Here is a 21,736-nt window from a genome sequence, read left to right as displayed (position 1 = left end):
ACGAATTATGTTGCCAATCCGCCGCGACCTCCATTTTGCCCTGCCCGCCGAGCGCATCACCGACTGGCACGAACAGGGTCCGTTCATCACGCATTTCTTCAATGCCTTGTCGCTGCTGTTCCCCCAGGGCGAGCTGTTTTTCATGGACAGCGTGCGCCACTACCGCCAACGCATCGACGACCCGGAGCTAAAGAAACAGATCCAGGGATTTATCGGCCAGGAGGCCATGCACAGCCGCGAACATGTGGCCTACAACGACCTGATGCAAGCAGCCGGACTTCCGGCGCACACCCTGGACCGTCGGCTGAAGTTCATCCTCGATCTGCAGAAGAAACACTTCGCGCCGTCGTTCAACCTGGCGATCACCATTGCCCTTGAGCACTACACGGCGATGCTCGCGGAGATCCTGCTGAGCGATCCGTCACGCTTTGGCGATTCGCTCAAGGGTTACCAACAGATGTGGTATTGGCACGCCCTGGAAGAAACCGAACACAAAGCCGTGGCATTTGATGTGTGGAATACGGTGATCGAGCCTGGGCCCAAACGCTACCTGCTGCGCACGGGCGCCATGCTCACCACCACAGTGTTTTTTTGGCTGGTGGTGCTGGATTTTCATGTGCGCCTGTTGATTGCCGACCGCAAGGCGGGTGGGCACCTCAAAGGCTTCTGGCGCATGTTGAAATTTCTTTATGGTCCCAAAGGAGTTTTCCCACGCATGCTGCGGCCGTGGTTGCACTACTTCAAACCCGGCTTTCACCCCTGGGATCACGACAACCGTGCACGCCTGACAGGTATCGATAGCTTGGTCGAGGAGATCGAACAGACCCAGCGCGGCTACTAGACCTGCGCCATGGCCGCACGCTCGCGCACAAAACCTTCCAACTGATCGCCCGGCAGCGCCTTGCTGAAATACCAGCCCTGAATGATCAGCTCGGCGCCGGTGTTCAAGAAGGCCAACTGCTCGGCGGTCTCCACGCCCTCCACCACCACGCCCAGGTTCAGCGCTTCGCAGAAACGCAGCATGCCAGTCAGGACCTGGGCGCCCTTGGGATCGTGCTGCGCCACCACGAAACTGCGATCGATCTTGATGAAGTCCACCGGGAACTGGTGCAGGTAACTCAAGGCCGAAAACCCGGTGCCGAAATCATCGATATAGACCTTGGCGCCGATGGCCTGCAATTTCTGGATATTCTGCCGCGTGGCCGGGATGTCACTGACCAGCGCGTCTTCGGTGATCTCCACCGACACCTGGCCATGGGCCTGGGCGAGGATCTCCACCAGGCGTTCGCCGTGGGCGGCGTCGGTCAGGGTGGCGCTGGAGATATTGATGGTCATCGGCAGAGCAAAGCCGAGCTTCTGCCATTTCTGGTACTGGCGAATCGCCTGGGATGCCACCCACACATCCACGTCCGGCATCAACCGAGCCTGGGCCAGCCACTGCAGGAACTCCCACGGTGAATGCACCGTGCCCTGCGCATCGCGGGCGCGCATCAGCGCTTCGCAGCCCGTACACAGGCCGGTGCGGGTCGAGACCTGCGGCTGGTATTCAAGATAGAACTCATAGTCGCTGATCTGCTGGATGCGGCTCAGTTCATTGGCCTGGCGCGCCACGGTCTTGTGGGAGGCCAGGACCGGGTCCAGTTCGCGCAGCCGGCCTTTTTCTTCCAGGCCGCGGAAGGTCATATCCAGAGACTTGAGGTACACCGTGCCACCTTCGGCAACCTGGCGATGAATCGCGCGCACATAGGGTGCGTACACCAGCGTGCCCAAGCCCAATAACGCCAGTTGCAGCGCTACCGCCGCCAGGTCGCCGTGGGTACTGAGGTAGGCATTAAGCAGTACCGGCGCAGTGAACGGTACACTGGCTACCGCCGGCGACACCCACCCCATCTGCACCACCGTCAACGCCACCATGGCGTTGACGGCGGGCACTAACAGAAACGGTATGAACAAGCGCGGGTTGAGAATGATCGGCAAGCCGAACAGCAGCACCTCGCTGACGTTGAATAGCGAGAGCGGCAAACTCGCCACCGCCAGCAGACGCATGGACTGGCTCTTGGAAAACAGCAGGATCGCCAGCAGCAGGCACAACGCACCGCCCGAGCCGCCGATAAAAGCAAAGCTGCCCAGCAGGCCGCTGTTCAACACATACCTGATCGGCTCGCCCGCCGCCGACGCCGCGTTATTGAGCACCACGGCCTGGTCCAGCACATCAAACAGTGGTTGCATGGCGTAGACGCCGTGGATCCCGAAAAACCACAGCAATGAGTTCATCAGGGTCACGAACAAACCGCTGCCATAGGGCGACTCCAGAGCATCCAGCACCTGAGGCCCCTGGAGCTGCGCCACAGACGGAACCTGCAACAGCGAGGACAGCACCACCACCAGCAACAGGGCCGTGATGAGGCCTGGCACCACCATATTGATCGTGCCCCTGAGGTTGTGCCCCACCAGGTCCTCGTTGACCAGGCGGGTCCAACGGAAACGGTGCAGCCAGGCAATGGCCGGCACATTGAGCAACGGCGAGGCGATAGCAATGAACAGTACGAACGTCGCCGAGGCTCGGGGGTATTCGCGCAGTATGAACGTCGCCACCACCACATGGGCCAGGCACAGGAATGCCACCGGCAACTGTGGCAGGCGGTGCTGGATAGCCAGCATGTAACCGATGGAGGCGGCAACCAACAGCGGGATCACTGAGCTGATCTGGTTGTGCAACCCGGCCAGGAATGTCACTACCTGTGGGTCGAAGCCCAGCACTCGGGCGCATTCGGACAGGATCAGAAACCCTGCCGACACCAGCAGGCATGGCAGGATCCACAACAGCCCTTCACGGATGGCACGCAACGACTCGGTGCTGGCCAAAGCCGCCAGGCGCTGAGTCAGGAAAAGTTTGAATAGCGTTTGCGCCATGCCCCATCCCTCTGCCCATCGCTCTCTGCCCCCAGGGGCAGGCCCGAAACCCCTGTAACGCTACACGCCCTGATGCCGTGAGCGAAAGACTTTTGCCACACTACCGGTCATTATTCCAAATCAATTTAGGCCCTTGTGGACGATTGGCGCCCCGACGCCGAGAACATGCCGAGGGCCCCGATACCGTTCCCTTTCAGGAGTTAACCTTTGACACCACCTGGCGATAACCACCAACGCGCCCTGGATAGATTCCTGAGCGAACATCCGGGCGTAGCCCTTGAACTCAACACCCTTAACCCGCTTGCCGCCCAAGCCAAGGGCGAAACCCTCGCACAGTACCGCGATGAACGCCTGCATGAAGCCTTCGAGGCTGAAGCCGAGCGCCAGGGCCTGTTTGCCTGGGAATTGACCCTCAAGCTGACTGCGGACTCCCGCGAAGCCTTTGAGGCCCAGCGTCTTGAAGTGCACAAGGAAGTGGCGCAGATGGCCGGCCTGAGCTGGGCCGAGTACTGTCAATTGCATGACTTGCCCGGCTGAACCCGCAACGGCAGGTACCAGTGCCGCCTGCCATCCAGCGCCTCGCGCAACTCGGCGACGGAAACGCTGCGCCGCTGCGGATCCATGGCCAACGCTGAGTGCAGCGCCGACCAGCAATGCCTGGGCAATCGGCGCGGCCGCGGCAGTGGTCGATCGGGCTGGCGCTCGCCCAGGCGCTCGCCCTGGGCCAACTCATAGATCACGCAGGCCGCGCCATACAAATCGGCGCCGGCTGACAAGCCCCCACCCGCCATCAGTTCCGGCGCTGCATACGCGGGCGTCCAGGCGTTCAAACGGCTGCGGTTCAAGCCCGGCAGCCCGGCTGTCTGCTGCATTTTCGACCGGCCCAGGCCGAAATCGAACAAACGCAGTCCCTGCTCACCCATCATGATATTGGCGGGCTTCACATCGCCATGGAGAATACCCTGCTGGTGGGTGTACGCCAGCGCGTCCAGCAGTTGCAAGGCGATGGGCTGAAGCTCCTGCCAGGGCACTCCTTGTGGACACTCCACCAGCAGCCGATCCAGGGTCATGCCGTGCAGCAACTCCATGGTGAAGAATGCCACCTGGTGCAGCGTGTCGACTTCGAAGGAAAACACCCTCACCACATGGTCATGCCGCAAGCGGCGTGTGAGGGCGAACTCGCTGTACAGCAGCACATGGGCGTCAGGGCACGCGGAAAATGTTTCGTCCAAGCGTTTCAGGGCCACGCTGGAGGCGGGCTCACCGAACGCCTCATGCAGCAGGTCCCGGGCGCGATAGACCACCCCCATGCCGCCTGTGCCCAGCTTGCGCTCAAGCTGATAGCGCCCGGCAAGCAAGTTCGGCGGGCGTGCCTCCTCGCTCATGGCTGGATCACGACGGCCGTAAGGTCATCCCGCGCCGGCCCACGCAACACGTCGCTGAACAATCGATCCACCACCCGCCATGGCGTGCCTACGCTCATGGCGCCGCCCAGTTCGCCAAGGCTGAGCCCCTGGTACAGGCCGTCGCTGCACAACAAAAATACATCCCCAGGCTGGGTACTGAGTTCCAGCACCTCCAGGCTCAGCGCCTGTCGGGCGCCGATCGCACGGGTCAAGGCCCTGGCGCCCGGATAGACCTGGGCTTGTTCCAGGCTCAACTGCTGCGTATCCATCAGTTGCTGCAACACGGTATGGTCACGGGACAGCTGGTACAGCCGCTGCCCGCGCCACAGGTAGCAACGGCTGTCGCCCACCCAAATGCAGGCCGCACGCTGGTCTTCGAGCAACAGTACAACCACGGTACTGCCCATGATGCCTGCCAGGCCGTCGACCGGCGCAATCGGCGCCTGCCCCAGTTGGCTGTCGAGCCCGCGCAGGCAGCGCCGGACTGCCTCGACACGCTGATCAAAACTGCCCTGATCTGGCAGCGCGGCAAGACTGCTGATTACCCATTGACTGGCCACATCCCCGGCCTGGTGGCCCCCCATTCCATCGGCGACCGCCCAACACCCACGCTGTGGGCAATCGAGGAACGCGTCCTCGTTGCGCGAACGCAACTTGCCTTGAACCGTGCGCCCGGCGCTTCGCCAGGTGTGCGCCGGGTTCACAGTTGCTCCGGCAGGCGGAACGTGCGCCATGCCGCCATCTGGAACGGGCTCGGGTTGCGCTGGCTGGTCAGCAGGTAATTGGCGCGCAGGCCGGCCAGATCGGCCTTGAGAATGTGCGCATCCCTGCCATTTGCCGGCTCACTCTGCAACAGGTCGAAGAAGCGGAACAACGACCACTCGCCACTGTTTTTTTCGATCCCCAGGGGTCGCTCCGTACCCCGTTCCAGCACCAGACTGCTGCGACTGCCAGGCGCCTCGCCTGGCCAGTGGAAGGCCATAGGCACAATCGGCCCATGACGGTATTCCAGTTGTTGGTCACCCACCCGCAGGATCGCCCGGCTGACGGCTTGATCGAGACTGTAGGGCGCCAAGGTGAATCGAACGGCCCACTCACCCTGCTCCTCGGTGAAAAAACCTTGCCGAATCATCTGGGCCCTGGCCAGTTGGTCCAACAGCGAGCGCGATATCGGCACGCTGCGACCGTCCAGCCCCCGCAGTCGATACCGGTTGCCATCAACGCTGACAAAAGGCCGCAGGTACGTTTCATAAAAGCGTGCCATAGCACCTCGGGGTTTGAAAAATGCCTGGAAATCGCCCAAGGCAACGTCACTGGTGGCATGCGCATTGAACGGGTAGCGACGCTGGATGGCCTTGGCGTAAAAACCATAGAGCTCGCTTTGGTAACGCTGGTTCACGTAGACATAGGTGCCATCGAGCAGATGACGCCAGACGTGGTCGGCAATGTCTTCGAGCCAGCCCTTGAGCGGCAGCGGCAAGCGTGCGGCGGCATTACGCAGGTTGGCCAGAAGAGGCTGCTGCCCTTCCATGCGCTGCTTGACCAAGGTGAACGCTGCCTGCTCCGGGGAACTCTCCCGGCTCAGCGACGACAATTGCAGGTGTAATTCGTCGAGCAGCCGAAATGCCTGTGTCAATTCAGCCCCCGGGTTCTGCTCTTCATCGAGTAGCTGGTGCAGCGGTTCGAAGCGGCGCTGCAGCGCACGCCGGGCCGTGTCAGGCAGTAGTTGGCCCTGCAACGGTTTGACCATCGCACCGGACACCGCGGCACTTAACTCACCGGCCTGCTGGCTCAGCGCCTCGACCCGATCGTGGGCCGGTAACAGTCGAGTGTTTTCGCGAACCTGCTGCAACAGGCGTACCAACGCCGACTGGGCGGATATCAGGCTCGCCAACTGCTCGGCGCTGTGCCGCAGATTGTCATTTTCCTGCAGGCGGACACGACCGAGAGCCTCACTCCAGGCATCGGCGTACTCACTCAAATAACGCTGTTCCAGGGCCTGCAGCAACCGGCGCATATCCACGGCGCTGAGGTCGGTACCTTCCCCAAGCACCCAGTTATCCTGGGCAATGGCATTGACCAGCGCAGGGCCCTGCTTTTCGAAATACTGCTGGTACCTTTTGGTGTAGAAGCCGGGTATGGGCGGTTCAAGGTTGGCGAACACGCCGCCATCGGCCAGTCGCAGAGGCTCCAGGCTGCGGGCTTGTTCGCGCAGCGCGCGGTAGACCACCTCTGCCAGCGACTCGCCGCGTAATGCCTGGCGGGCCTGGGCCACCAATGCATCGTTCAACGGGGCTGCGAACGGTTGCTCCAGCAACCGCCCGAGGTGTTCGTTCAAACGCTTCTGCATCGAGGTATCCCCCGCATAACGGGCAGACCAATGGCCTGCCATGTACTCCGCCAACCACGCGTTATCACGCCGTTCGCGCAAGTTGAGCATCAGGTACGCCCGCAAGCTGTCCAGCAATCGCTCGCGCTCGCCAAGGCTGGCCTGCACCTGTTCTTCGAGCAGGGTTGCCACGTGCGGCAGCAACTGATGGCGCAAGCTCTCGTCATAGGCATTAGTCAATAACGGACTACTCACCTGCCCTTGATACAAGCCGGCTCGATCGACCCAGCGGACCTCGGTGACGGGTGGAAACACCCGAGTCGCTGCCAGACGACTGTCCAGCAGCGCCAGCAATACCCGGCTCTCGTCCGCATCAGGTTGAGCAGGCGCAGGCATGTTCAGCGCCTGCAACTGCACCAGACGCTGATGATTGAACGAATAACTGTGCCCCCATAACCACCCCGCCATACCGATGACCAGCGCCGTGGCCAGCGCCAGCCCCCCTTGGCGTCGATGCAGGCGCCGCCGCTCGGGGGTATGCAGCCCGGCAAGATCGGCCTCGGCGAAAATCACCCGGCGGAACAAGCCCTGGACAAACTGCGAGCGCGTATCGCCCACGTTCGCACACGTCAGGTAGAACCCTCGCAGGCCATTGATGCGCTGATAGCGCGGGGCGGAAAACGCCGTCTCGACAAACAGGCCCAAGCGGTCGCCCAGGCGTGCGACCTGCCGAGGAAAATCCAGCATACGACCGCGGCGCTCGCCGCTGCGCTCCTGATGCAAGCGTGGGATCAGCTCCGCCCCCAGGCGTTGCAGCAGCGCCTCGAAGGCCTCGCGCACCTGAGCAATGTCAGTTCCGGTCTTGCCCGCCACCAGGTGCCCGCCCAATATGTCTTCCGTGCCGTCGCCCTGCTGCGCATCAAAGAACTCGGCGAACCCTGGCAAACAGTCGGCCCGGGTCAACACCAGATAAACCGGCACATCTACATGCAGCGTCTGCTGGATGTCCTGCAAGCGGGTATGGACATGACGCGCATGGAGTTCCAGGTCGTGCTCATTGCCCCCCCAAAGCGTGTCCACCGACAACGTCACTACAACACCGTTGAGCGGGCGAGCCCGGCGGCGCGACCTGAGCAGACCGAGCAGCGTCGACCATCCCGCCGCATCCACCGTACGGTCAGGCTGGTCCAGGTAGCGCCCGGCAGTCTCCAGCAGCACGGCGTCATCGGCGAAGTACCAGTCGCAGTAGGCCGTTGTACCCGGGGTTGGCGACTCGGCCCGATCGAGTGGAAACTGCAATCCATTGGCGGCCAGCAGATGGGTCTTGCCACTGCCTTGATGGCCGATCAACAGGTACCAGGGCAGCGTATTTCGCCAACGCTCACTGCGATCACCGTAGCGGCGGGAGGTTTTCAGGGTCTGCAGCGCCTCCTTGAATCGCCCGCGTACCTGCCTCTGCTCATCGTGGATCAACCCCAGGCGCTGATGATGCGCCTGGTGTTCCGGCTGGTTGAGCCGTGCGGCGCGACGCGCGCCAACCACCACCATCGCCAGCCCCCACAGCAGGAACAGGCAACAGATGGTCAGCAAACGAGCCGTCGCGCCTTGCCAGAACCGATAGTCATCCACCGCCAGCAAGGGCCCGAAAAACCACACCAGCAACGCGCTGGACAGCACCAGCAACAGGCTCCATAACCAAATCTTGCGCAGCACCGTGCCCGCGCCCTTGAAGAATGCGTTCATTCATTGCTCCCAGCGTTACAAGGGCGTCTGAGCCTGGTCCGACGCCAACGATTGAAAAGGTTGCAGCACCGTCATGCGCTCCGTGCCCAGCACCCAGGCAAACCCTGAGTACATCACCAGCAAACAGGCCAGCCCGACAGCCATGAGCCACTTGGCACAGAGCATGCGCACCGGCACGGCGCGGACTTTCCCTGCGTGCGATGGCGCGGCCATCGAGAGCCGATCTCCCCGCACATGCCTGATCTGCCGGTACAGCGCGTCGCGTACCCCTTCAAGCTGAGCGCCTCCCCGCTCCATCACGCGGTATTGGCCTTCGAACCCCAGCGACAGGCACAGGTACATCAGCTCCAGCATGGCCACGTGCTTGACGGGGTCGCGGGACAATCGCTCCAGCAGCAGGAAAAACTTCTCGCCGCCAAAGGTTTCGTTGTGAAAGCGACTCAACAGGCTGGACCTGGACCAGTCGCTGCAACCGCCCCACGCGGTGGTGACCACCGCCTCGTCAATGAAACTGCACAGCACATAGCGCGCCGACATCACCTGACCTTCCTCGCCCCCCAGGTGCAGGGCGTGCGCTTCAAACGTCGTGATGCCCGAAGACAACCGGTCGTTGAGGGTCTGCAGGCTCTCACGGCCGGAGCTGCCCTTGAGCTGCACCACCTGCAACAACAATTCCCAAGCCGCTGCCACCAGGGTGTTGGGGCCCACATTCACACTCTGCGAGCTGTGCAGCCGGGCGGTATAGATCATCCTGTCCTCCAACTGCTCGAAGCGCGGCGGCGATGGGAAGTCCGTCACAGCCCCCTGCGCCGGACCGCGTCCCTCGCGGTCAAGCAAGACGGTTTTCTCGTCCTGCGGGTATTCACTGTCCATCATCATGGGGTTCAGTTCCTGATAGCCCAGAAGTTGAGTTCCAGCTCGGTAAACTCGCCGCTGGCATGCAAGGCGAATCCACCTGACTGCTCCAACTGCGCGATATCCGGGGCGCTGAGTTCGAGCATGAAATAGGTCTTGCCCGCGTGGAACGGAATCTGTCGCGGCGCTACCGGCAACGGTTTGATCCTGATACCGGTGAGGTGCAGGTTGACCAACTCGCGGATGCGCTCCACCGGGCCAATCTTGAGATGCGCCGGCAGCCGATGACGCAGCGTTTCCGAATCACACTGTGCGGTTGCCGCCAGGATGAACGTCGCCGTCCCCAGCAATTTGAGGTCACTCACCGGGCATACCAGCACACCGTACTGACGTGGTTGCAGCGTCAACTCGATGGCATGCTGCTCCAGTACCCGCGACAACACTGCGCGCAGGTGCTCCATCAATTCGCGAAAACTCGCACCTTGATCACCATGCTGGTAACGCACCTCCAATTGGGCGCGCTTGCTGTCGGTGGCGAACGTGGCCAATTCACCAAGGATCGACAGCAGCTCGCGATACAACGCCTCCGGGCGCACCTGGGCCTGGCTCAAAAAGTGGCGCAACATCAATTCAGCGCGATTGATCAGTTGCAGCATCAGGAGGTCGCCAACCTGCGCCCCGGCCGACGCGCCGTTACCCTGGATGCGCGCGGCAATCGCATCTCCACGGCTGGTCAGCAGACTGATGACCTCCTTGACGCACGACGACACATACCCGGAGCCCTGCAAAAAAATGAACGTCGGCACAAAATCGGTATCCAGTCGCACGCCGCCTTCACGGGTGCAGTCCAGCACCTGAGCGACCTGCAGCTTCACGTTGAACGGCTCACCGGGATGCTCCCCCAGCATCAGGCGCAGATCCGGACGCGCACAGCTGATCTGGCAACGGGCATCGACACCGGCATTGGAGTCCCCGATCTCCATTTCACAGGCAACATAGCGCGCCAGGATTTCGTGTTGCTCCGGCCTGCGCACTTCAACCTGATTGTCGGTGACCAGCGGCAACGCCAGGTACACAGCTTGCCGGCCGACGTTGGCAGGCACTTGCAATACCAGAGGTTCCATCGCGCCATTGAGCTCGAACAGGCTGCCGTCCGGCAATATGCCGCTGGCCTGGTTGACGACCACCTTGCCCAGGTTGAGGTACTGCATATCGATGTCCAGGGTCAGGAACCCCCAGGCGTCGCAGCCCAGCAAGCGCGTACGGTTGAGCTGCTGATGGTAGTAGCGGTCGTTGTGCTGCAAGTGCTGGGGCCGCAGCAACATGCCTTCCTGCCAGATAACGTTATGGATGTGCATCTCAATCCTCCGCCCGGTCGGTTTGCGGGGCGGCAATACGAACACCGCTCTGGTCCAGCATTATTCGGGCCCGTGTCCGTTGCTGGGGGGCAACAGGCAGCACCAGTCGCCATTGCACATTGGGCAGGTCGCGATAGGCCGCCAGTACGCCGACATAGCGGCTTTGCGGCTCGATACTGAGCTTGAGCATCAACCGCTCACCGGGCCGCAGCTCCAGCTCTTCGCTGCTGACCCAGTCCTTGGGCAGGGTCTGCTCGGCCCGCCCATAGAGGCTGAAAAAGTCGGCATTCTCGAATGCCACGGGGTGCCGCAGTTCAAGCAAATGCACCACCACAGGTGAAGGACGGCCATGAAGGTCGGGGTTGACCTCGTCACTGGCCATCAACGCCAGGTCCAGCTTGGTCAAGGTCGAAAAGGGTGAAACGCTGCTGCAGCCGGCCAACATGCCCAGTGCCAGCAGTGTTGATGCAACGGTGGTTAGATACATGAACGTCATCCCGGGTAAGCCGCATGCAGGCTGGAGACCAGGCGCACCTGCTCTTCGTAGGCCTTGCAGAAGTCGTTGCGTAATAATTGATCGCCCAACGACGCCTCGTCGGTCAGCCGTCGGTAATAGCGCTGGTACGCCCGCCAATGAGCGCCATCGGTGAGGAGCCTGGGCGGCTTGTCCTCGCGCTCGAAGCACAGCAGCAGGTGACCTGGAGCAAAGGCCGCCAGCGCGCTGCGAACGACGGCACGGCAGGCCACCACCAAGGCCAGCTGATGAATCTGCAAGTCCCGGCAGGCGTGGGCTACCGCCCGTTCGGGCGGCAGACGCCCCCACTCACCGCCCCCCAACAGCGCCGTCAAGGCCGCCTGGGCGTCTGGGCAATCCACCAAGGGGTTCTGCCGCATAAGCGCCGGGGAGGTCCAATCCAGATGCACCTCACTGCTCAGCTCGTCGCGAGTTCGCAGGCTTTGCTGCAAACCTTCGATGGCTTGCCTGAACAACCCGGCCACCTTGATCGCAAGGGCCTCGCGGGCCGGCGTATCGAGCGCCCCCACCTCCATTCCCAACACCTCGCCGAACTGCGCCCAGAACGTCTCAGGGACTGCGGATGCAGCCGCAACGGGCTGTGCAGGTACTACGTCACTGACAGGCTCAGCCCATTGCGGTACGACCAGATGGTCCTGGTCCACGGTTCCCGGACAGAATGCCTGGGCGGTCGACTCCGTCAACGTGTTCAATGCCTCCAGCTCTTGCGATGACTCGCCGCGTCGTTGTTCGCGATCCAGCGCCTGAATCGGGTCCAGCCCCAGGAAAGCATCGTCTGGAATCACCTCGCTCCGCCCGAGCGACGGTCGTTGATGCTCGACCAGTCGCGCACGAATTTCCAACGCCCCCAGTTGGTATACGTCTGCATCACTGATCTGCCGCGCGTGCCCCTTGCGCAAGCGCTCCAGGCTGCCGGATACGCCAATACCGTTGCTGCTGATATCCGTCAAAAAGTAATGGCCGTCGCGAAAACTGACCAAGCCATGGTGGCTGGAAATCAAGCGCGCGGTGTCGGGGATGACCCAGTCACACGCCGTCCCACGGCCGATCACACCGCCGACGCCATCAAAGGTTTTGCGGGCTGGCGGCTCACCACTGGCGGAACACACTTCAAGCACTAATTGCATGGCAAGGCTTCCCTGTTCAATGACCACGACGGCTCGCCTGGGGGTCACCCAGTGGACGGTAGTCAGCATCGTCAAAGACATAATTGGCGTTACAGCCACCCAGCAAACACAGCACAAGCGTCACGGCTTGCCACGGACGAAGAGGCATCAGGAATCTCCCATGAAAGTAAGGTGTCCACGCATACGCTATTCAGCATTCCTCTCGGGCATCGCCAACCGGAATCTTCAAGCGCGCCAGACGGTAGAGCAGCGTGCGGCGCGCGACGCCCAACTCCCGCGCGGTACGGGTACGATTGCCACGGTTCTTGTGCAGGCAATCAATCAGGAACACCCGCTCCACTCGCTCCAGGCGTTGACGCAACGTTGCATCGACAGCATCGTTGGCGGGTGCCGATGACAGGGAAAGGTGCGCCGGCAGGATCACACCGTCGTCACAGAGCAGTACCGCGCGCTCCACCAGGCATTTGAGTTCTCGCACATTGCCGGGGAAGCCATGGCTGGACAGTTGATCCAACGCCGCACTTGACCAGCCCACCGATACGCGACCCAGCGCAGCGCAGGCCTTTTGCGCAAAATGCCGAGCCAACAGCAACGCATCGCCATCACGCTCACGCAAGGCCGGTAACTCAATGGGGAACTGCGCGAGCCGGTAATACAGGTCCTCGCGAAAGCTGCCTTGGGCCACCATCGCAGGGAGATCACGGTGCGTCGCAGCGATAATGCGTACATCGACCTTATGGGCCGTACTGGCACCCAATGGGCGAATCTCGCCTTCCTGCAAAACCCGCAATAATTTGGCCTGCAACGACAACGGCATATCGCCGATTTCGTCGAGTAGCAATGTGCCGCCGTGAGCGGTGTCGAACAAACCGGTGTAGTTGCGTTCAGCCCCCGTGAACGCCCCCTTGCGATAACCGAACAGTTCACTTTCCAGCAGCCCTTCGGGAAAGGCTGCACAATTTTGCACCACGAAGGCTTTAGCACCGCGTGGACCGGCGGTATGGATGGCGCGCGCCACCACCTCTTTGCCGGTACCGGTCTCGCCATGCAGCAGCACGGTGTAGGGCGTATTCAGCACCTTGCCGATCAAGCGGCACGTCTCATCCATGGCCTTGCTGTTGCCGATCAATCCGAACGTGGCATAGGTGCCCGGCGTGCGGCACGTAGGTGGCGTGACACTCACCGCAGGACTCAGACGCTGCATCAGTGCAAGTTGCCTCAAGGCAAAGCTGCCCAGTTGGGTCAATGAGTGGGTGTAGTGCTCCAACTGTTTCGGACGCTGGCTGGCGCACAGCAACACGCCCGCGAGAGTCCTGTGCTGACCGAACAACGGCATGCACGTCAACGATTGCCAAGGCGTCGCCATCGCAGGAAGGAACTGGCTTTCATAGAAGCTGTTTTCCAGATGCTCAAGGCTCAAGGCAGTGCGCTGACTGAGCACATACTGCAACACCTGCTCATGTTGGAAATCCGCGCCTGAAGCCAGCTCGTCGGGTGGCCGCACGCCTGGCAAATGCTGGGCAATCAGGGCAAGCCGACCTGTCGCCTCGTCGCGCCAATACAATTGGCTGAGTTCGCACTGGCTCAGTTGAGCTACCGCCGCGACACACAGATCCGGCAAGGTTGTCGCGTCACCTTCGATCCCCAGACGGGTGAACCAACTCAGCATCGCGTCGGCGTACTCCGAGGGGTGGGGCAACCGGTTGAAAGAATTTTCCGTCATTGGCTGACCTCACAGACAGGACAACCGCTGCCATCCAGGCCGGCATGCACCCGGGACAGCGATTCGCCCCCGGCCATGGCCTCCAGCAACCGATCCGCCACCTGCGCCAGCAAGTGTGCGTCGATCCATTGATCGATAGAGCGGGCACCGCTGTCACCCTCAGCGCAACGCTCGGCGACGCACGCAACCAGTTCGGGCGTATAGCTGAAGGTGAGCTTGCGCAGTTGCAACCTTTGCCCCAAGTGGTCCAGCTTGAGCCTTGCCAGATCATGCAGAACCTCGCCCGTGATCGGGTAATACGGCACGACATGCATTCGCGCCAGTAAGGCAGGCTTGAAGTGCTTGCGCAGCAACGGGCGAATGGCTTCGTGCAGGACCTCCTCAGCAGGTCGCCGGTCGCCTGCGCACAATTGATCGATGCACTCGCTGCCCAGGTTGGAGGTCATCAGGATCAGCGTGTTGCGAAAATCGATTTCCCGACCTTCCCCGTCATTGGCCAGTCCCTTGTCGAAAATCTGATAGAACAGGTTCACTACTTCCGGATCAGCCTTCTCGACCTCGTCCAGCAGCACGACCGAATACGGGCGTTGGCGCACAGCCTCCGTCAACACGCCGCCCTCGCCAAAACCGATATAACCGGGGGGAGCACCAATCAGCCGGGAAAGGGAATGCTTTTCCTGGAACTCCGACATGTTAAGGGTGGTGACAAAACGCCGCCCGCCGTACAGCAGGTCGCCGAGGGCCAGGGCCGTCTCGGTCTTGCCCACGCCACTTGGGCCAACCAGCAGGAATACGCCGACCGGGGCATCCGCCTTATTGAGCCCGGTGGCAGCCGCGCGCAAGTTGCGTTCAAGTATCTGCACGGCGTGTTCCTGGCCGAGGATGCGCGAACGCAATGCATCGGCAAAGCCCAACACCCTTTCACTGCTTTCCAGGGCCAGTCGTTCGACAGGAATACCGGTCCAGGCGCTGACGACCTGTGCCACCAGACCTGGACAAACCTCGATGCCGGCCAATGGCTGGCCGTTTTGTTGCGCGTGCAGTACCTGGCGCTGTTGGGCCAAGGCATGTTCAAGGGTCTCAGTGTTCTGCCCTGCACCACGAGCAGCATCCAATTGCTGGCGCAGCGCTAGCACCTGCTGCGCCGATGCTCGCTGTTCCAACCAGTGTTGCTCCAGATGTTCACGCTCGCGCTCCACGGTCTCCAGGCGCAGGTTCAACGCGTGCAAGGCCTGCTCGTCCACAGGCAACCCGGCATCCCTGTCGCGATTCAACGCCTGGCGCTGGCGCGCGCCTTCCGCCTGCTCGGCGTAAAGGCGTTGCAATGCCTCGGGCGCCGTCTCCCAGCTGGTTCTCATGCGGGCGCAGGCGGTGTCCAGCACATCCACGGCCTTGTCGGGCAACTGCCGCCCAGCCAGGTAGCGCGCGCTCATGTGGGCTGCCGTGACAATGGCATCATCCCGCACATACACGCCATGGCTGCGCTCATACGCCGGAACCAGGCCGCGCAAGATCGAAACCGCCTGCTCAACACTGGGCTCGCCGACCTGCACAGGCTGGAAACGCCGCGCCAATGCCGGGTCTTTTTCGAAGTACTTCTTATATTCCGACCAAGTGGTGGCGGCGATGGTGCGTAACTCGCCACGGGCCAGGGCGGGCTTGAGCAGATTGGCAGCATCGGACCCACCTGCCTGGGCGCCCGCGCCCACCAGTGTATGCGCCTCGTCGATAAACAGGATCACCGGTGTTGGTGAGGCGTTGACTTCATCGATCACGCCTTTGAGGCGCCGTTCGAATTCCCCCTTGATCCCCGTGCCGGCCTGAAGCAGGCCCATATCCAGGGTCAACACCTGTACGTGTTTGAGCGGCTCCGGCACCTCTGCGCTGGCGATGCGCAGGGCAAGCCCTTCAACCACGGCGGTTTTACCCACCCCGGCTTCGCCAACCAGGATCGGATTGTTCTTGCGCCTGCGCACAAGTATGTCGATCAATTGGCGAATTTCGGCATCGCGACACAACACCGGGTCGATACCGCCTTCCCGGGCCTGACGGGTCAAGTCATGGGTAAAGCGCGCCAGCAACGCATCGCTGCTCGACACAGGGTCGACCTCAGGCGCCAGGCTCAACAAATAACTGCACACACGCTGTGCATCCAACCGGTTCAGTACCGCCTGATAACCACTGCCGGCGTGTTGTAACGGATGACGCAACAGCGCCAGTAACAGAGCGCCGTGATCAACGTCCGCCTGCCGCAGCTCCAGGCGGGCCAACATCAGGGCTTGCTGCAGCCATTGCACCAGGGCCTGGGTAAACACAGGATTACGCGAGGCACTCGTGCCAGCTTGGGGATGCAGGGCCGCCTGCAGCTCGCCTGGCTCCACACCCGCATCCACCAACGCCCGCACCAGAATGCCGTGGGGGTATTCCAGCAGGGTCAGCAGCAGGTCCTCCACCAACACTTCCCTGCCGCCGCGTGCCACGCAACGTTCCGCCGAGCGTTCAAGGTCTCGGCGCGCCTGGGGAGCCAATGTCTGGATAAGTTGTTGCAGGTCCACATTCATCATAATCATTCATCCCTAATCAGCATTGCTGGTCACAATGACCACACCGTCGGCACACCCATGCGCCAGCCAAGTTGTCCAGCCGAGGCGGCAGACGTTGTGTTCGCCGATGTGCAATGGCCTGATTTCCTCCTTGAGCAGTACCAGGCGCAGGTCATAGGCCAGAGGGTCGCGTGCCGTCAGCCGTAGCAATGCGCACAGCAACGGATAGTCCCCACCCGTGGGTAAAAACTCATGAAAACGCTGCCAGCCCAGGCCCTGCACATGCACCCTGAACTTGCCGCTGCGGTCAGTGACCCGACTACCCAGCACCTGGTCATGACCGAGCACACTGTTGGTGGCACCCAGCCGATTTTGCTGGGGGACGGCAATGACCACCGAGCGTTCTACCCACTGCTCGACGAACAAGCGGGTGTGCTTGAAGTAGTAACGCAGCACCGTCTCGATCAAGGCTGCCGAATGGGCTCGCAGGCTGAGTAACCCCAGGTAGGGCAATAGCCGTTTGCAGTTCAATTGGGTAGTCGCGCGGAGGTGCTGGCCCTTCAACCCGATCAAGGCAAACATCTGCTCGGAAAAGACATCCCGGGCGCCAGCCTGAAAAAACGCCCGGTACCGGTACTTGCGCCAGATCGGCAGCATCAGCCGTTGTAACCGATGATGAAACAGGTCGAGGAAGTCCCGGGTAGCCTTGCCGCCCGCACCGTCAACAATCGCTTGTTCGCCATAAAACGCCGGCAATGGCGAACAAGCGCCGCACAGCCCCAACACGTTGAGGCAAAGACGCGCGCGCAATTGACCGTGTTCAACAAAAAACTCCACCCGCTCAATATCGTGACCGGGGAAACCAAGACCTGGGTTGGCCTGAAACTCCAACAAGTCATACAGCGCGTCGTCATCCAGCATCGGATGAGCATCGCGCAAACGCCTGATCACCTGCAAAACCGCCTGGAACAGCGAGTATTCGCGGATGACGCTGGACAGTGCCGTCAAAGCAGGGGCTGCTGGCCCATCCGGGGTGGCCATAGGTACACGTCTCCTTGTGTGCTGATGACTCGCAATTCGTGATAGGTATTAAGGCTGGCGTAAAGCGCGAAGAATTCGTTGAGTACCGACGCGAACACAAACACCTCGCCCTGGCCAAGAAAGCCTTGTGGATCAATCGTCAGGTCGATTCGTAAGCCCCTGAACGGCAAGCCACGGTGCAGTCGGTCGACAGCCGAGTGCCTGATGGATCGCAATGCGCCAAGCTTTCGCTCACTGACTTTCTGCGCCTGCCGGTCGTGGTAGCGCGGCAGGTCGTAGGTTTCGAGAATGACCTTCAAGGCATTGATGTCGGTCAATGACAGGTAGTTGAGCGACATGTTGCTGATGAGCCGCCAGAGAAAGTCCTGCTCCAGGGGGGGCGAATAGCTCGCGGTCGGCATGCAGATATTACGAAACGACAACCCTTCCGGTGTCTGCTCGCAAGGTTGGTTGATCTCCCCGATCTGAAGCAGCCGAGGCAGGTCGTGGTTGGTACACGTCAGCTCGATCGACAGGGTTTCCGGGCCATGCTCCGGAGCATTGGAAAACCCTAGCCAGGTATCGAGGCCCGCGTGCTGTGCCGATGCATGTTGGCGAATGCTGTAGCTGGCGGAGGCCGCCGACAGTGCGTCATCGCTGTCATGCTCGAAGGACTCAAACGGTACGTAGGTCCGATATCCCGACCCGCCGGGGCGCCAACCCGTGACACTGTCCACGGAAAATACACAGGCGTTTTCCCGTGAGTATTCACCCGGTATCACCAGGTATTCGTCCTGCTTGCCGTCCAGGCGGATCGGCACGGCGTCATGTTTGAACAAATTGGCGATGGGCGTGCAGTACAGCTTCACGTTGTCCAGGGTGGGGTGATGGGGATCACGCCATGGGTTACGCAGTTTGAAACGCAGCACCACCGCACACACCTGCTTGAGCAGCTCATGGGGCAAACCGTGCAGTACATCCAGGCCCACCACGTCGACAAACAGGTACTTGTCAGGAAAGGCAAAGTACTCCTGCAAATGACGATATCCACGAAAGGTATTCATTGGATACGGAATCAACGCCTGCTCCTCGCTGAATCCCACCGGGCGTACCCGGTCGGCGCCCAATCGCAACGAGAGGGGTTGCCCATCCTCCCCACTGACCGGCAGGCCATCGCGACCCAAAGGTAGCAACTCGATACCCTCGAGATGACGCAACAGGCTCAGGTACAGCCCTCGGCTGATGCAGCGATCACCCGCCAGGTGCAGACGTAGTTGATCGAACGTCCATTCACTGAAGTTGCCCCCGACACTCATGTCCAGGTGCAGGCTCAACAGCGCAACCTCGCCCTGGAGGCTGTATTCCAGAGCGCTCAGTTGCAGCGGCAGGACTTGCGTGGCGTAACAGGTACGGAAGCGACAACGCTCACCCTTGAGGGCAGCACTTTCGACCGGGGTATCCCGCGCGACCATCACCCCAGGGCCGACGTGCTTCAACGGATCAAACTGCAAGATGCTGAAGGCGGGCATCGGCCGCATGTAGTTGGGCCACAGCAAATGCATCAAGGAATGAGTCAGCTCAGGCAGCTCATCATCCAGTTTCTGGCGCAAGCGACCGGTGAGAAACGCGAAGCCCTCCAACAACCGTTCCACATCCGGGTCCTGCCCTGGGTCGGCAAGAAACGGCGCGAGCGCAGGGTTACGTTCGGAGAAACGCCGCCCGAGTTGACGCAACGCACTCAGCTCGCTCTGGTAATAACGATTAAAGGACATCCGGCAAAACCTCGACTCGTCCGGGCTCGCATAGTCGCGCAACGAACACCACGGGCTGCTTGACACCCGCCACCATCAGCGTGGCCTCAATGGAGAACGCCTGGGCCAGAGGGTCGTGATCGCGCGGCAATGCAGTAACCTGCACCTGCTTCAATCGTGGCTCGTAGGCCCGTATGAATCGCTCGATCAACAAGCGCGACTGGCTCAATGACTCATGCAGGCTCTGGTTCATATCATTAAGATCGGGCAAGCCGTAGTCCGGCAATGTCTGAACACTGCCCGCACGGATACTGAGCATTTTCCCCAGGTGGCTGGCAATGGACGTCACGCCACAGGCATGTGCGGCCGCCGGGCGTTCGAGGCGCTCGAAAAGGCTATGTTTGTGGGGCATCCCCTGACCTTCTTTCATTCTTTGTCGAGCTTGCCAACCAGAGACAAAGTGAAGTCCGCCCCCATGTACTTGAAGTGCGGTCGCACACTCAGGTTGACGCGGTACCAGCCAGGCTCGCCATCTACGTCACTGACAACGATGCGGGCCGCTCGCAGCGGACGCCGCCCACGCACTTCGGCACTGGGGTTTTCCTGGTCGGCGACGTACTGGCGAATCCACTTGTTGAGCTCCAGCTCGAGGTCTGTGCGCTCTTTCCACGAACCCAACTGTTCACGCTGCAATACCTTCAGGTAATGGGCCAGCCTGTTGACCACCATCATGTAGGGCAACTGGGTCCCCAGGCGATAGTTCAGCTCGGCGTCCTTGCCCTCTGCGCTGATGCCGAACTGTTTGGGCTTCTGCACCGAACTGGCGGAAAAAAACGCGGCATTGTCACTGCCCTTGCGCATCGTCAAGGCAATGAAGCCCTCTTGCGCAAGTTCGTATTCGCGGCGATCGGACACCAACACTTCGGTGGGGATCTTGGTCTCGATTTCGCCCATGCTATGGAAGTGATGCAACGGCAAGTCTTCCACGGCCCCTCCGCTTTGCGGACCGATGATGTTCGGGCACCAGCGGAACCGCGCGAAGCTTTCGGTCAGGCGTGTGGCGAAGGCATAGGCGGTATTGCCCCACAGGTAATGCTCGTGGCTGCTCACCACGTTTTCCTGGTAGGCAAAGGTCTTGACAGGACACTCAAGGGGATCATAGGGCGTACGGAGCAGGAAGCGCGGCACGGTCAGACCGATATAACGCGCATCTTCGCTCTGGCGAAAGCTTTGCCATTTGGCAAATTGCGGCCCTTCGAAATGGTCCTTGAGATCCTTGAGGTCAGGCAGTCCCGTGAAGCTTTCCAGGCCGAAGAACGCCGGCCCGGCTGCGGCAATAAAAGGCGCGTGCGCCATGCACGCGACACTTGAAGCGTATTGCATCAGTTTCACATCGGGCGCGCTGGGGGACAGGAAGTAATTGGCAATGATCGCGCCCACAGGCTGACCACCAAATTGACCGTACTCAGCGCTGTAGACATGTTTGTACAACCCGGATTGAGTCATTTCCGGTGAGTCTTCGAAATCATCCAGCAAGTCTTGCCGGGAGACGTTCAACAGTTCGATCTTGATGTTTTCACGAAAATTGGTGCGGTCGACCAGCAATTGCAAACCTTTCCAGGAAGCTTCCAGGGCCTGGAACTCCGGGTGGTGCAAAATTTCATCCATTTGCTGGCTGAGCTTCGTATCGATCTCGGCAATCATTCGGTCGACCAGGCGCTTCTTGACGGGCTCGCCGTGGTTCTGTGGTTTGATCAACTCCTCGATAAACGCCGAGACACCCCGCTTGGCGATGGCATAGGCCTCGTCATCCGCACTCAGCAGTGTCTGGGCAATGATGTTGTCGAGGATGCTGTAATCCTCACTGGTGTGTTCCGGTATCGGATTCTGTTGGGTGGTCATGCGGTCAGTGTCCTTTTACTGAAAATGTCAGGCGGTGTGGTTGCCCAGTTCCAACTCGGCCAATACCCGGGCGCGGGACTCGTCATCCGCCAGGGCGTGCTCAATGGCTTTGCGAAAGCTTGGTGTATTGCCCAGCGGTCCTTTGAGAGCCATGAGTGCTTCACGCAATGCCATCAGCTTGTGCAATTCGGGTATCTGCTCCACCAGGTTCGCGGGATTGAAATCCTTCATGGCATTGATACGCACCTCAATGGCCAGCTCCTCGACCTCAGCACACTCCTGCAGGCGATTGGGTACGTTCAGCGTCAGGCTTAGCGCTTGCTTGGCCAGCACGTCATCAAGGGTGTTCTTGTCGATGGCAATGGGCTTGCGGTCTTCAAGCTTGCGTACATCCTCACGCTGGGTGAAGTCACCCAGCACCAGCAGCTTCAACGGCAGTTCGACTTCATCCTGCGCCCCACCGATGGCGGGCTTGAAGGTGATATTGATACGTTCCCTGGGCGCTACCGAACCTTCTTTGGCCATTGTGTT

Annotated in this window: 18 protein-coding genes; 2 read left to right on the top strand and 16 right to left on the bottom strand. The window is 60.9% G+C overall.

Annotation, left to right across the window (positions count from 1 at the left end; all coding sequences use genetic code 11):
• Window positions 1-7: 7 nt before the first annotated feature.
• Window positions 8-841: a metal-dependent hydrolase gene (locus HCF10_RS14525; protein ID WP_131699322.1), complete on the top strand. Its 834-nt coding sequence runs from the start codon at window positions 8-10 to the stop codon at window positions 839-841.
• Here HCF10_RS14525 and HCF10_RS14520 read toward each other — a convergent pair.
• Window positions 838-2,913: an EAL domain-containing protein gene (locus HCF10_RS14520; RefSeq protein ID WP_131699321.1), complete on the bottom strand. Its 2,076-nt coding sequence runs from the start codon at window positions 2,911-2,913 to the stop codon at window positions 838-840. The genes HCF10_RS14525 and HCF10_RS14520 overlap by 4 nt on opposite strands.
• Before the next feature lie 207 nt (window positions 2,914-3,120).
• Between HCF10_RS14520 and HCF10_RS14515 the strand changes: the two genes are divergently transcribed.
• Window positions 3,121-3,450, top strand: a complete 330-nt coding sequence (locus tag HCF10_RS14515) for a DUF6388 family protein (protein WP_131699320.1) — start codon at window positions 3,121-3,123, stop codon at window positions 3,448-3,450.
• Here HCF10_RS14515 and HCF10_RS14510 read toward each other — a convergent pair.
• From HCF10_RS14510 to tssB, 15 genes are read right to left on the bottom strand one after another with little or no spacing between them, the layout of a single operon-like run.
• A complete protein-coding gene (locus HCF10_RS14510) occupies window positions 3,426-4,298 on the bottom strand; it encodes a serine/threonine-protein kinase (protein WP_131699319.1) in 873 nt (290 codons plus the stop codon). The two genes, HCF10_RS14515 and HCF10_RS14510, sit on opposite strands and share 25 nt — an antisense overlap.
• A complete protein-coding gene (locus tag HCF10_RS14505; RefSeq protein ID WP_145337534.1) occupies window positions 4,295-5,053 on the bottom strand; it encodes a PP2C family protein-serine/threonine phosphatase in 759 nt (252 codons plus the stop codon). The genes HCF10_RS14510 and HCF10_RS14505 overlap by 4 nt, the downstream gene beginning before the upstream one ends.
• Complete coding sequence (tssM, locus tag HCF10_RS14500; protein WP_167655819.1) at window positions 5,020-8,391, bottom strand: type VI secretion system membrane subunit TssM; 3,372 nt, start codon at window positions 8,389-8,391, stop codon at window positions 5,020-5,022. The genes HCF10_RS14505 and tssM overlap by 34 nt, the downstream gene beginning before the upstream one ends.
• A 15-nt stretch (window positions 8,392-8,406) precedes the next feature.
• On the bottom strand, window positions 8,407-9,270 hold the full coding sequence (icmH, locus tag HCF10_RS14495) for a type IVB secretion system protein IcmH/DotU (protein WP_178116773.1): 864 nt from the start codon (window positions 9,268-9,270) through the stop codon (window positions 8,407-8,409).
• Between the two features lie 5 nt (window positions 9,271-9,275).
• Complete coding sequence (gene tssK, locus HCF10_RS14490; protein WP_167655818.1) at window positions 9,276-10,604, bottom strand: type VI secretion system baseplate subunit TssK; 1,329 nt, start codon at window positions 10,602-10,604, stop codon at window positions 9,276-9,278.
• A gap of 1 nt (window position 10,605) precedes the next feature.
• Window positions 10,606-11,091 carry a type VI secretion system lipoprotein TssJ gene (tssJ, locus tag HCF10_RS14485; RefSeq protein ID WP_131699315.1) on the bottom strand — a complete coding sequence of 162 codons (486 nt, stop codon included), beginning with the start codon at window positions 11,089-11,091 and terminating at the stop codon, window positions 10,606-10,608.
• Window positions 11,092-11,096: 5 nt separating this feature from the next.
• Window positions 11,097-12,266 carry a type VI secretion system-associated FHA domain protein TagH gene (tagH, locus tag HCF10_RS14480; protein ID WP_167655817.1) on the bottom strand — a complete coding sequence of 390 codons (1,170 nt, stop codon included), beginning with the start codon at window positions 12,264-12,266 and terminating at the stop codon, window positions 11,097-11,099.
• Between the two features lie 16 nt (window positions 12,267-12,282).
• Window positions 12,283-12,414, bottom strand: coding sequence for a type VI secretion protein (locus HCF10_RS31425; protein ID WP_131699313.1), 132 nt, complete (start codon window positions 12,412-12,414; stop codon window positions 12,283-12,285).
• A 42-nt stretch (window positions 12,415-12,456) separates the two neighbouring features.
• Complete coding sequence (locus HCF10_RS14470; protein ID WP_167655816.1) at window positions 12,457-13,989, bottom strand: sigma-54 interaction domain-containing protein; 1,533 nt, start codon at window positions 13,987-13,989, stop codon at window positions 12,457-12,459.
• On the bottom strand, window positions 13,986-16,553 hold the full coding sequence (gene tssH, locus HCF10_RS14465) for a type VI secretion system ATPase TssH (RefSeq protein WP_167655815.1): 2,568 nt from the start codon (window positions 16,551-16,553) through the stop codon (window positions 13,986-13,988). The genes HCF10_RS14470 and tssH overlap by 4 nt, the downstream gene beginning before the upstream one ends.
• Before the next feature lie 12 nt (window positions 16,554-16,565).
• Entirely contained in the window at window positions 16,566-17,573 is a 1,008-nt protein-coding gene (tssG, locus tag HCF10_RS14460) for a type VI secretion system baseplate subunit TssG (protein WP_167655814.1), read from the bottom strand.
• Window positions 17,537-19,324, bottom strand: a complete 1,788-nt coding sequence (tssF, locus tag HCF10_RS14455) for a type VI secretion system baseplate subunit TssF (RefSeq protein WP_167655813.1) — start codon at window positions 19,322-19,324, stop codon at window positions 17,537-17,539. The genes tssG and tssF overlap by 37 nt, the downstream gene beginning before the upstream one ends.
• Entirely contained in the window at window positions 19,314-19,715 is a 402-nt protein-coding gene (tssE, locus tag HCF10_RS14450; protein ID WP_145337601.1) for a type VI secretion system baseplate subunit TssE, read from the bottom strand. The genes tssF and tssE overlap by 11 nt, the downstream gene beginning before the upstream one ends.
• A gap of 14 nt (window positions 19,716-19,729) precedes the next feature.
• Window positions 19,730-21,205, bottom strand: a complete 1,476-nt coding sequence (tssC, locus tag HCF10_RS14445; protein ID WP_131699307.1) for a type VI secretion system contractile sheath large subunit — start codon at window positions 21,203-21,205, stop codon at window positions 19,730-19,732.
• Window positions 21,206-21,232: 27 nt separating this feature from the next.
• On the bottom strand, window positions 21,233-21,730 hold the full coding sequence (tssB, locus tag HCF10_RS14440) for a type VI secretion system contractile sheath small subunit (RefSeq protein ID WP_131699306.1): 498 nt from the start codon (window positions 21,728-21,730) through the stop codon (window positions 21,233-21,235).
• Window positions 21,731-21,736: the final 6 nt, after the last annotated feature.

It is taken from the genome of Pseudomonas sp. B14(2022) (assembly GCF_012030485.1).
Taxonomy (GTDB): domain Bacteria; phylum Pseudomonadota; class Gammaproteobacteria; order Pseudomonadales; family Pseudomonadaceae; genus Aquipseudomonas.
This window is presented reverse-complemented; position numbering and strand designations above follow the sequence as displayed.

Bases quoted from the DNA above. Each gene is read 5' to 3' on its own strand.
- HCF10_RS14525 (WP_131699322.1), top strand. From the start codon at position 8: ATGTTGCCAATCCGCCGCGACCTCCATTTTGCCCTGCCCGCCGAGCGC.
- HCF10_RS14520 (WP_131699321.1), bottom strand. From the start codon at position 2,913: ATGGCGCAAACGCTATTCAAACTTTTCCTGACTCAGCGCCTGGCGGCT.
- HCF10_RS14510 (WP_131699319.1), bottom strand. From the start codon at position 4,298: ATGAGCGAGGAGGCACGCCCGCCGAACTTGCTTGCCGGGCGCTATCAG.
- HCF10_RS14505 (WP_145337534.1), bottom strand. From the start codon at position 5,053: ATGGCGCACGTTCCGCCTGCCGGAGCAACTGTGAACCCGGCGCACACC.
- tssM (WP_167655819.1), bottom strand. From the start codon at position 8,391: ATGAACGCATTCTTCAAGGGCGCGGGCACGGTGCTGCGCAAGATTTGG.
- icmH (WP_178116773.1), bottom strand. From the start codon at position 9,270: ATGATGATGGACAGTGAATACCCGCAGGACGAGAAAACCGTCTTGCTT.
- tssK (WP_167655818.1), bottom strand. From the start codon at position 10,604: ATGCACATCCATAACGTTATCTGGCAGGAAGGCATGTTGCTGCGGCCC.
- tssJ (WP_131699315.1), bottom strand. From the start codon at position 11,091: ATGTATCTAACCACCGTTGCATCAACACTGCTGGCACTGGGCATGTTG.
- tagH (WP_167655817.1), bottom strand. From the start codon at position 12,266: ATGCAATTAGTGCTTGAAGTGTGTTCCGCCAGTGGTGAGCCGCCAGCC.
- HCF10_RS31425 (WP_131699313.1), bottom strand. From the start codon at position 12,414: ATGCCTCTTCGTCCGTGGCAAGCCGTGACGCTTGTGCTGTGTTTGCTG.
- HCF10_RS14470 (WP_167655816.1), bottom strand. From the start codon at position 13,989: ATGACGGAAAATTCTTTCAACCGGTTGCCCCACCCCTCGGAGTACGCC.
- tssH (WP_167655815.1), bottom strand. From the start codon at position 16,553: ATGATGAATGTGGACCTGCAACAACTTATCCAGACATTGGCTCCCCAG.
- tssG (WP_167655814.1), bottom strand. From the start codon at position 17,573: ATGGCCACCCCGGATGGGCCAGCAGCCCCTGCTTTGACGGCACTGTCC.
- tssF (WP_167655813.1), bottom strand. From the start codon at position 19,324: ATGTCCTTTAATCGTTATTACCAGAGCGAGCTGAGTGCGTTGCGTCAA.
- tssE (WP_145337601.1), bottom strand. From the start codon at position 19,715: ATGCCCCACAAACATAGCCTTTTCGAGCGCCTCGAACGCCCGGCGGCC.
- tssC (WP_131699307.1), bottom strand. From the start codon at position 21,205: ATGACCACCCAACAGAATCCGATACCGGAACACACCAGTGAGGATTAC.
- tssB (WP_131699306.1), bottom strand. From the start codon at position 21,730: ATGGCCAAAGAAGGTTCGGTAGCGCCCAGGGAACGTATCAATATCACC.